The organism is Microcoleus sp. Z1_A1 (assembly GCF_036700305.1).
In the GTDB taxonomy this organism is placed as follows: Bacteria; Cyanobacteriota; Cyanobacteriia; order Cyanobacteriales; family Microcoleaceae; genus Microcoleus.
In genome coordinates this window covers 17,320-28,524 of record NZ_JAUBOR010000059.1, presented here as the reverse complement: position 1 = coordinate 28,524, position 11,205 = coordinate 17,320, and the positions used below count along the sequence as shown (strand labels likewise).

4 protein-coding genes are annotated in these 11,205 nt (G+C 50.4%); 1 reads left to right on the top strand and 3 read right to left on the bottom strand.

From position 1 onward, the window contains the following. The 3 genes from QT973_RS24430 to ppsA all read right to left on the bottom strand — a co-directional run. Nucleotides 1-5,993, bottom strand: a 5,993-nt coding sequence (locus QT973_RS24430; RefSeq protein WP_333392384.1) for a DUF4347 domain-containing protein, incomplete at its 3' end; no start/stop codon positions are given. Nucleotides 5,994-7,445: 1,452 nt separating this feature from the next. Continuing rightward, complete coding sequence (locus QT973_RS24425) at nt 7,446-7,766, bottom strand: DUF6464 family protein (RefSeq protein ID WP_333057003.1); 321 nt, start codon at nt 7,764-7,766, stop codon at nt 7,446-7,448. Nucleotides 7,767-8,048: 282 nt separating this feature from the next. Then, a complete protein-coding gene (gene ppsA / locus QT973_RS24420; RefSeq protein WP_333392382.1) occupies nt 8,049-10,526 on the bottom strand; it encodes a phosphoenolpyruvate synthase in 2,478 nt (825 codons plus the stop codon). Between the two features lie 262 nt (nt 10,527-10,788). On the opposite strand from ppsA, the gene QT973_RS24415 reads away from it, so the two are divergent. Next, on the top strand, nt 10,789-10,920 hold the full coding sequence (locus tag QT973_RS24415) for a hypothetical protein (RefSeq protein ID WP_333057001.1): 132 nt from the start codon (nt 10,789-10,791) through the stop codon (nt 10,918-10,920). Nucleotides 10,921-11,205: the final 285 nt, after the last annotated feature.

The following is an 11,205-nucleotide window of genomic DNA, read 5'->3' as shown; positions in this document are numbered from 1 at the left end:
CCGATGATGGTGTCGGAACCTAGATTGCCGTAGAGAGTATCCGAGTCAGTTTCGCCAAAAATACGATCGTCCCCTTTACCTCCAAACACCACATCGAAGCCGTTGCCCCCTCGCAAGGTGTCGTCTTGTTCTTGGCCGTGAAGTAAGTCGTTGCCCTCGCCTCCTGTCAGCAAATCGAAGCCGTCGGGGTCGCTATCGAGGGAGTTGAGTACCCCACCAAACAGAGAGTCGTCTCCCTTGTCGCCCCAAAGGGTATCGGGCCCTTTGTCACCCCAAATCAGGTCGTTGTCGATGCCACCATAGGCGATGTCAGGGCCTTTGCCGGAGTAAATGGTGTCATTGCCTTGAGTGCCTGCTATGGCGTCGCCTGAATCACCGCCGAAAATTAGGTCGCTGTCGTTGTCGGTTAAGTCGATGTTGTTGCCGTTGTCGCCGACTATGGTGTCGCCACCGCGATCGCCGTACAATGTGTCGGAGTGGCGATCGCCAAAAATGCGATCGCCCGCTTTGCCACCAAATACGGCATCGTTGTCTTTGCCGGCGTAAACGATGTCGTTGCCGAGTCCTGCTGCGATGAAGTCTCGCTGTTGTTCGCCGTATATGATATCGCTGCCGCCTTCACCTAACACTGTGTCGTCGCCCTCAAATGAGAGAAACAGTTCGTTAGTTTCGTTCCCTGTTAAATAATCGTTTCCCTCTGTGCCGATGCTGGTGTTTTGGATGTTGATGAGTTGGGCGGCGTTGGAGTCGAAGTTGAGTATGGGTGAAGGCTGGGGGGGGAGAAATGCGATGAGAGGGGGCTGGGGCAGGGGGTCGCAACCGCAACTGGTATCTGGTTCGGGTACTGGGTTGAATATGGGGGTTGGTTCTGGGGCTGGTGTTGGTGTTGGGACGGGTGGTGTGGGTGTGGGTGGTGTGGGTGTGGGTGTGGGTGGTGTTGGTGGTGTTGGTTCTGGCGCGGGGACGGGCGCGGGTGTTGATTCTGGCGCGGGGACGGGCGCGGGTGTTGGTTCCGCTGCAGGTGTTGGTTCCGCTGCAGGTGTTGGTGGTGTTGGTGTTGGTTCCGGCGCGGGTGTTGGTGTTGGTTCCGGCGCGGGTGTTGGTGTTGGTTCCGGCGCGGGTGTTGGTGTCGGTTCCGGCGCGGGTGTTGGTGTTGGTTCCGGCGCGGGTGTCGGTGTTGGTGGTGTCGGCACCGGTATCGGCACCGGTATCGGCGCGGGTGTCGGTGTTGGTGGTATCGGCACCGGTATCGGCGCGGGTGTGGGTGTTGGTGGTGTGGGTGTCGGTGTTGGTGGTGTCGGTTCCGGCGCGGGTGTCGGTGTTGGTGGTGTCGGCACGGGTATCGGCGCGGGTGTCGGCACGGGTATCGGTTCCTTAAGGGGAATGAGAGAGACAGTGGCGACTGCGGCACTGGTAGCGCCGAGGTTATCTGTAGCGCTGTAGGTGAAGTTTGCCCCTGTGAAATTGCCGGACGCTTGGAAGAACAACTGGGTAATTTGCTCGGCTGTAAGGGTTTGACCTGCCGTGACCCGCACTCCTTGGCTGGGGTCGCCCAAGAACAGCGTGCCTTCATTGGCTGGTGGCAAGGTGTTTACCGTAAAGGAAACCACCGTCCCGTCTGGGTCGGTTCCTCCGAGTCCGGGGATGTTCGCGGTTGTTTCCACCAACAAAGCGACGCTGGAGTTGTTGGCGACGGGTGGCCCGTCGGTGGGAGGTAATAGTCCTCGCAGGGAGGCTGTAGCGGGGGCTGGACTAATGGCGCCGCGGCTGTCTGTGGCGCTGTAGGTAAAGTTGGTGGCTGTGAATTCGCTGGTTGCTTGGAAGAATAACTGGCTGATTTGAGTTGCGCTAAGTCTTTGGCCTGCCGTGACCCGGATTCCCTGGCTGGGATCGCCCAAGAATAGGACGCCTTGATTTGCTGCCGGCAGGGTGTTGATAGTGAAGAATTCGATCGAGTCGTCGAGGTCTTTTGCCGTGAGCCCTGTGAGGTTGACTGTGCTGTTTGGCGCCAGTGTCTTGCTGAAGTTTGTCGGTACCGGCGGGTAGTTGAACGCCAGTGAGACCAGAGAAACGGTGGCTGCAGGACTGATGCCACCGAGATTGTCCCTGCTGCTGTAGGTAAAGTTAGCCCCTGTGAAATTGCCGGCCGACTGGAAGAATAACTGCGTCATTTGCTCGGCTGTCAGGGTTTGACCTGCCGTGACGGCGACTCCTCCGGTTGCGGGGTCGCCCAAGAACAGGATGCCTTGATTTGCCGGCGGCAGGGTGCTGATGGTGAATGCAACCACTGTGCCGTCTGAGTCTCTGCCTCCGAGCCCGCTAATTTGGACAACGCTGTTGGGCCCGATCGCCACATTGCTGCTGTCGGCTGACGGAAGCTTGTTGGGTGAAGGCGGAGCGAGTAAAATGGCGGTGGTGACAGTGGCTCTGGACTCGGAACCGTTGTTATTGCTGGGGTCGGGATCGAAAGTGGTCGATCGACTCTGGGAAGTATTGCTAATGGTGCCGATCGCTGGAATGACTACTGTTACCTCGCGGTTGATGTTGCTGCCGCTAGTCAAACTGCGAATTGTTGGGAAGGTGACAACCCCTGTCACTGGGTCGTAAGTGCCGTTATCGGATGCGCTGACTCCCGTTAAACCGGGAATGATGCTGTCTGTAATCACTACGTTTTCAGCAGCATTCGGCCCATTGTTGGCGGTAGTTATAGTATAAGTCACGGAACTACCCGCAGGAGCAGATGTGAGACCGCTCTTGGACGTAACCAAGTCGGCGCGAGCTGCCTCGATCGCAGTAACGACTCGCCCCCCCGCCTGACCGGGCAATGCGACTGTCGAGCCGTCGTTATTCGTCAAGTCCGGGTCAAAAGTGTCCGATCGACTCAAGACAATGTTGGTGATGCTCGTCAGGGTAGACGGCGGTACAAAAGTCAGGCTGCGGGTGACGCTGCTGCCGCTGGCTAAAGTCGCGATCGCTGGGAAATCGATCGCCCCTGTGGCAGCATTGTAGGTTCCGCCATCGGACACCCTGACATTAGTTAAGCCGGGAATTAGGCTGTCGGTGATGACTACGTTGGTCGCGGGACTAGGCCCGTTGTTGGTAGTAGTAATTGTATAAAGTAGCGTGTCGCCCACCTCGATGCTGGCCGGAGCCGTTTTTTGGGTGACAATATCGGCCACAGCCTCGATCGAGGTAATGACGGTGGCGTTGGGGTTTGTACCGTTGTTGTTGGCAGGAGTGGAGTCGGGAGTGATGGAGGTACTTCTGGCCGTGTTGCTGATGGAAGTTAGGGTGGGCGGCACTGTGAAGCCGATCGTCCGGGTGACTGTCTCCTTATGGGCTATTGCCACGGGCGCAAAGGTGACAATCCCCGTCACTGGATCGTAAACGCCACCGTTAGATGCCGTGACTCCGGTTAACCCCGGAACTATGCTGTCAGTGATGGTTACAGCTTCTGCAGGACTCGGCCCTAAGTTGACTGTGGCGATCGTATAGCTGACCGAACTACCGGCAGTAGCACTCGTAGATCCGGTTTTCGTGGTAACAAGATCCGCGTTGGGCGCAATACTTGTCGTAACCGTAGAGTTAGTGGGAGTGCCGTCTTTGTTGGTCGCCCAGCCGTTGTTGTTAGTGGCGATCGGATCGAAAGTCGCCGCGCTACTCCGGGCCGTGTTGCTGATGGCGGTAAGGGTGGCTGGGGCAATGAAACTGACGGTGCGGGTCGCAGTAGCTGCATTTGCCAGGGTTGTCAATGCTGGGAAGGTGACAATGCCGGAAACTGGGTCGTAACTCCCCCCATCCGATACGCTGACTCCTGTTAAACCCGGAATAATGCTGTCCGTGATGGTCACATTGGCAGCGGGGTCTGGCCCCATGTTAGTCGTAGTCAATGTGTAGGCGACGCTTGACCCGGCCGAAGTAGTCACAGGCCCACTTTTGGTAGTAACTAAATCTGCGACTGTATCGACAACAGTGGTAAAGACTACACCAGGCCCCTCGATTTGCCCTGGCGCGAGTACACCGCTGTTGTTGCCCAGATCGGGGTCGAAAGTCGAGCTATTGCTGAATGCAACGTTGGCAAAACTGCTACCGCTGGTTAAACCGGGTGGCAAATCAATAGTCAGGGTGTAAGTCAGAGTCTCACCCGCATTGAGAACCGGAATTAACGGCCAGGTGACAGCTTTCGTTTCGTTCACATAAGTGCCATTGTTGGAGGCAGTGAGAACCGGCGGCAATCCCCCCGGACGCAGCATTTCAAAAGGTATTTCGTCTTGAATCAGGACATTTGTAGCGGGCGCTGGCCCCCTGTTTACAGTTGTAATCGTGTAGGTAATGCTGCTTCCGGGCTTGACGAACTGCGGGCCGCTCTTGATAGTGGCAACCTCAGCGGTGATACTGGGAGGATTGATAGTTTCAACTACCAGGTTTTGAAGTTCGTGAATGTTGTTGGCGCTTCCTGTGGAACTGCCAAAACCAAATTTCAAAATTGGCGGTACCCGGCCGTTTTCGGTGGCCAAGTTGCGGATGTCGATCAATGTAGTTTCGTAGATGTCGTCGAAATTTGCATCGAAGGCCACGGTGAGGCGAGAGGGATTGACCGGATCGTTAGATGGATTCAGTGTAATTTGAACGGATCTTTTGGCTAAATTGCGATCGCTCGTGAACGTATTGCTGAAGTTAAAACTGGCGCCTGGTTCAGGGCCACTAAAGTCAATGCTTGTAGGAATGTTATCGATGCCGAAGGGAACGATCGCATTTGTTAAAAACCGATAATCGTTTGCTTGATTTCCTCTAACAGTTACTGAATCTGGTCTGAAAGAACCAATAGAGGAGCCGGGAATCGGGGGTGGCTCAGGACCCGACCGCCCTTCTGTGGATGTTGAAAAATTGCCAAACTCGTCAAGCCCAATGCCTAAATAACCTCCCTCAATACCGGGTATACCCGTTCGTGGAGCGTAAGCGACAGAACCGCCATAACCCCCAGTCCTTGTTGGGCTAACAGTGCCGTCAATCAAGAAGAAACCCAGCCCGTCCCCTGGCTGAGGGCTAATAAATGGTTGCGGAGCATTAGCTTGCTCCCTTGAACCGTAAGAATAAAAATCAAACTGGACTCTGAGACCGTCGGTTGAAGGAATGGGGTTGTTGTAGATGACGAAGGCTTCCCGAAGGTTTACTGCTGGAGTTAATCGCAGAGCGCCATCGCCGGGAGTTGCACCGCCCAAAGCCGGAAGTACGCCGGATACTGTGCCTCCGGTAATGCCGGGGATAAGTTGATCGGCTGCTGGATCGTTGCTGCTGGGATCGAACAGTGCCCCGTCATTTCCCCCGTAAATCCAAGGCCCCCTAACTGTGGAGTTTTTGAAAGTTTCGTTAACTAATGTGCCGAGGGCGTAAGGGTAGGCTTCGAGGACTTCTTTTTCAATGGCGATTCTCGCCTTTATTTCCCCTGTCGCAAATTTTAATTGCCAGTCGCCGCCGAGGGCCACACTCCCCGTCAAGTTGTCGGAAGCTGCAATATCTGCACCGACCATCAAGCTTAGCTGCCGCACGAAGGCTTGGCCGCTTTCCCCCGCTGCGACGCTGCACCCGAATAACAAGATATCTCCTCTCTCGCTGAGGGCTTTTCTCCACTGCTGTAACGAATGGCTGTAGGTTTGTAGGTTGTCGTTGCAGAGTTCGATCGACCCTAGCTGCACTCCTGCTTCTCGACCGTGAGAAACTATCTGAAGGCTGTCTAAATCGCTGCAATTAGCCAAAATTCTAGTAATTTGCTCGACTCCATCCCCCGTCGAGTTCAGTACAAATACCTCTGTATCGGCTGTTGCTCCTCTTGCCAAGCTCTCGCAGTTCTCTACTCTGGCATCGAGAAACAGTACATTTTTTACAGTCCGAGGGGGCAACCACGGGGAGTTTTCCCTTACAGTCGATCGCAAAAATTCTCTGTGGGGATGCCCAGTTCTCGTGCCGCCACGAATTTTCTGGGACAGGGGCAACCACGGGGGGATTGCCCCTACTGTTTTTACTTGTTTTATTGGTTTTTTCTGATGATAAGTTACTGTTGTTCGGGATTTTGCGCCCCCAATCCTTGTGGTGGACTCACCTATTTTTGGGGCGATAAAAATTGGTTTGTTGCAGATGCTTTGCATGGTAAAATAGTCTCACTAATTGTAGATGATATACCCATTTCCCGATGATTATTATCACCTATTTAAAAGGCTTAATTGCAGAGTAAGAGGCTCTGCTGCTTGACTGAGATTCAGAGCAAAAAGCCAATTTTACTCAGCACAAAGCAGTGCTATATGGATATTTAATAGCATTGCAAATAGCGCCGGCAGAAGAACTGAGGATTTGGTGTTTAAATCCCAATAATCTCTCTATCGGGTGATATTTTGCCTTCGACTTTTTTCTTTTAGGATCGCGAGTGTATCTGTTACACAGCTCTTACCTCGCGCAGTAGATAAGAACACGAGTTCTCAAGAATTTACTTGATGAGCTTTTCTGTACCTCGTCTAATGCACTTTACTTGGCAGATAAAACTCACTATTTCTAGACGTATAAACCTGGTTTGAGGGACGAAAAGACTTCTTTGCAGCCCTCGCTCCCGGTAAACAACTCGGTTTCTTTGGTTTGGCTGTGCAAGCCCTGTTCACAATAGCAACCACACATTAATTAGGGAGTGATAGCCGTCACATAATTATGGCGACTGTGCCCGAAGTGTTATTCAACTGATATCTTTTACCATTCTCAATAACCATTCTATGGGGGGTTCTCCTGCCCAGCCCATAAGAAAATTCACTTGTTGTGGAACAGGCCAGAAAGCCTATTCTTGAAAATGGTGCAACATATGAGATTCAATTGAAATTGGCATACCCTGTATCGACGAAGCTTCTTAAAAATTCATGACTTGGAGTCTGGACATAGCAATCTAGGTTTGAGACTGTTTCGCTACGATCGCAAAAACAGATTAGTGCTCCCCACAAGCAAATTCTCAAACTGTCAAGAAACGAGTCTTCGAGCTGGTTTCTGTTTAAGATAAATGCTCGGGACAATGTTTCGTGCAGAATTTTTCATGATGTTTTGGAGAAACGGATTTGGAGATGTGCGCCTCAGCTATTTACGATTTTTGTTGGCTAATTTTCTTAACTGCAGGAGTTACGCTCAGGAGACAGGAAAACCAATTTATGACTAGATTTCTCGTCGTCTAACCAAAATTTATCATCTAAACCTGGTTTCTGATCGTAAGTCATCAACTAGAAAAACACCGATCGCAATCCGCCAGTTATGGCAACTGTAACCAAGCAATAATGCTCGATTAGGTTTTAACTGCTGAGTTTGGGCGTGGGTCGTCCAAAACAAGCTTCACCAATAATCATTACACGTAAGTACATCTTAACTCATTGATTATTACATCCGCAAATAGACGTAGATACAAGCACCAATATAAGCTATATCTTTTCACCGCGAGCGTCAAGGGTTCGGGCTTGGTAGTACCGACAATCTTGACAGGGCCCAGAAGGATTGACAGCGCAGCGAATGTAATTTGAGCGGGCGTTATACTCGCAAGTGATATCGCCGATAGCATAACCGAGGCTTTGTATGTAAGTGCGATCGGCAGTTGGTAGTTGAGTTCGGATTGGTCTATTCGCTACCGCAAGTCTGGCGGCTGCAATTCTATCGCGGGCTTGGCTCTGGGCATAGCGCATCACCCACAAAGACAGCAGCGAGGGAGCTAAACCTATGAAAATAATTAGGAGAGCAGTTAGCACTTTTTCAGAGCTTATGTGGAGAATATTTGTTTTGATTTAGGCTATGGCAACAAAAAACCCTCCCCGAAAAGACGGTTTTAAATAAGAAAAGTTCCCGATCAAGTCTCAAACTAGGCCGCCCCTGTGTTAACCGTTAGCTGGCTGCTGAGGAGGGCGAATTAAATAACTTACAATTTTAATTGTTATTGTGGGATGGGCGTCGGGCCCGTCTTTTTTGGACGGGCCCGACGCCCATCCCACAAACTTTTTGAGAAACCCGGTTGCTTTCCAAAACCAAAACGGTTAAACCTTAGCAATATCCCCCGCTAAATCCATCAGCGAACCCGCACCTTCTACCTTAGCAACATCTAACAAAGTCTTCAAAACTGAATCGGGATTCAAACTAATCGAATCAATTCCCAACTCAACCAAGAAACGAGCAAACTCAGGATAATCGCTGGGCGCTTGACCGCAAATTCCAATCTTGCGATCGTACTTTTTGGCGGCTTTAATGGCAATTGCTACCATGCGCTTGACAGCTTCATTCCGTTCGTCAAAAATGTGTGCGACTAAAGCAGAATCCCGGTCTAATCCTAATGTTAGCTGAGTTAAATCGTTAGAGCCGATCGAGAATCCGTCAAAAACTTGGGCAAATTCGTCAGCAAATATGACATTGCTTGGCAATTCGCACATCACATACACTTGCAAGCCGTTTTCGCCCTTGACTAAACCGTGTTTTGCCATCTCTGCCAACACTTTTCGCCCTTCATCCGGGGTGCGACAAAATGGAATCATCGGAATCACATTTGTCAAGCCCATTTCGTCGCGAACTCGCTTTAATGCTTTGCATTCCAAAGCGTAAGCTTCGCGGTAATTCGGGTCGTAATAACGAGAGGCGCCGCGCCACCCGATCATCGGGTTTTCTTCCTTGGGTTCAAACTGCCGCCCGCCCAAAAGATTAGCATATTCGTTGCTCTTGAAATCGCTCATCCGCACGATAACTGGATTTGGATAAAATGCGGCGGCAATTGTGGCAATTCCGTGGGCGAGTTTGTCGGTGAAGAAATCGGGTTTGTGTTGGTAAAGTGCTGTCAGGTTTGCAATTTCTTCCTTGACTGATTCATCCACCAATTCGTCAAAGTGAATCAGTGCCAGCGGGTGTGCTTTAATGTGATTGGCAATGATGAATTCCAACCGCGCTAAGCCTACGCCGTCGCAAGGAATGGCTGATAAACCAAAGGCTTCTTCTGGGTTCCCGACATTCATTAAAATTTGAGTGCGGGTGCGGGGTAAATTCTCGATCGCAGTTTCTTGAATTTCAAAAGGAAGCAAACCGGAATAAACTTTGCCTTCATCTCCTTCGGAACAAGAAACAGTGATTTCTTGCCCGTTTTTCAAGATTTGGGTGGCATCGCCGGTGCCGACAATGGCGGGAATTCCCATTTCTCTGGCGATGATGGCGGCGTGACAAGTACGCCCACCGGAATTGGTGACGATCGCACTTGCTTTTTTCATGATCGGTTCCCAATCCGGGTCTGTTTTGTTGGTAACTAAAACTTCTCCTGATTGAAATTCAGCAATTCTGTGAACGTCTAAAATCACGCGGGCTTTGCCTTGTCCGATTGATTCGCCAACGGCGCGTCCTTTTGCCAAAACTGCACTGCTGCCTTGCAATTTGTAGTTTCGCAAAACTTTAGCAGACTTTTGAGATTGTACTGTTTCGGGTCGCGCTTGGACAATAAACAATTCGCCGGTATTGCCGTCTTTTGCCCACTCAATGTCCATCGGGGTATAAGTACCGCGCACTTTTGAGTAGTGTTCTTCGATGACTACTGCCCATTTTGCTAGTTGCAAAATTTCATCATCTTGGATGGCAAATTTGTTTTTTTCTGCTGCGATGACGGAGACGTTTTTGGTGTATTTAGAACCGCCGATATCGTACACCATTTTGAGTGTTTTGGTGCCGAGACGTTTGTCTAAAATCGGGAGAAAACCTTGTTTTAATGTTGGTTTAAAGACGAAGTATTCGTCGGGGTTGACGGTGCCTTGGACGACGTTTTCGCCTAATCCGTAGGCGGCGGTGACTAATACGGCGTTTTTGAATCCGGTTTCGGTGTCGATGCTGAACATGACGCCGGAGGATGCTAAGTCCGATCGCACCATTTTTTGGACGCCGACTGATAGGGCGACTTCAAAGTGGTCGAAACCCCGCTGTTGGCGGTAGGAAATCGCGCGATCGGTGAATATGGAAGCAAAGCATTTGTGACAGCATTCGAGAACGCCAGCGCAAGCTTGGACGTTGAGGTAGGTTTCTTGCTGTCCCGCGAAACTGGCGTCTGGTAAGTCTTCGGCGGTGGCGGAGGAACGCACTGCTACGTCTGTACTGTCGCCGTAGCGATCGCACAATTTTTCGTAAGCATCGGCGATCGCCGCTTGGAGTTCTCGCGGAAATGGTGTGTCGAGAATCAGTGCCCGCGCTTGCTTGCCTTTTTGTCGCAGGTTCTGCATATCTTCTACGTCTAAATCGGCAAAAATTTCGCGCAATTTAGCTTCTAAACCCGCTGACTGGATGAAGTACCGGTAAGCGTATGCTGTAGTTGCAAATCCGTTGGGAACTCTGACTCCTTGGCTGGTTAATTGTTGAATCATTTCGCCCAAAGAAGCATTTTTACCGCCTACTAATGGGATGTCGGCGATGCCGACTTCATCAAATAACAATACTAAGGCTTTTTCTTTGGGAATTACACCGGGTTTTTGATCAATTGCTAATTTTTCGATCATGGCTTTTTTCCTCTCAACTTCATCTCAGTTCGGTCAAAGCACAGTAAACAAAGGACAGTTTATTGGGAATTGTAATTTGGCTACCAAAGTTCTCTGATTTTTTCCTAGGCTGTATCAACCGAGTTTTCGATTGCCTCTACTTCAAGATTATCACTTTTTGGCTAAATAGCAAGGCCTGTGGAGATATTTGATTTGATTGCAAAACGTAAAGAATTTGCAGGAATGAGTTTATGTAAGGTATTATAAAAGAAGTGGTAAAAATATGAATAACGAAGATAGTTCTCACCGCTTTTTTGGCGTTGAGCGCTCATTGGTGCGGGGATATCGCTGGGATTGTGTTGGTAGCGGAATCCAAGGGCAAGAAACGGTGGGGTTCGATCGCGCGATCGGCTGAACCCGCCCAAAAACCGATACTTACTTTCCGATAGGAGTCGTGAGTCACCAAAAATAGGAGATTCTAGTTCAACCTCTCCGATTCATCTGTGGACTAAATCTAAAATCTAAAATCTAAAATCGGGTGACAGGGGCGATCGCCTCAAAAAATACTATGCAGCTTAGTTTCCTCCTGACACCGAGATTCTAAAAACCTTAAAAAATTTACCCCTGATTGCGTTAGCCTACTTAGAGGAAAAACACAATCGCATAGATATCAGATATTATATCATTTTCAATAAGCCTT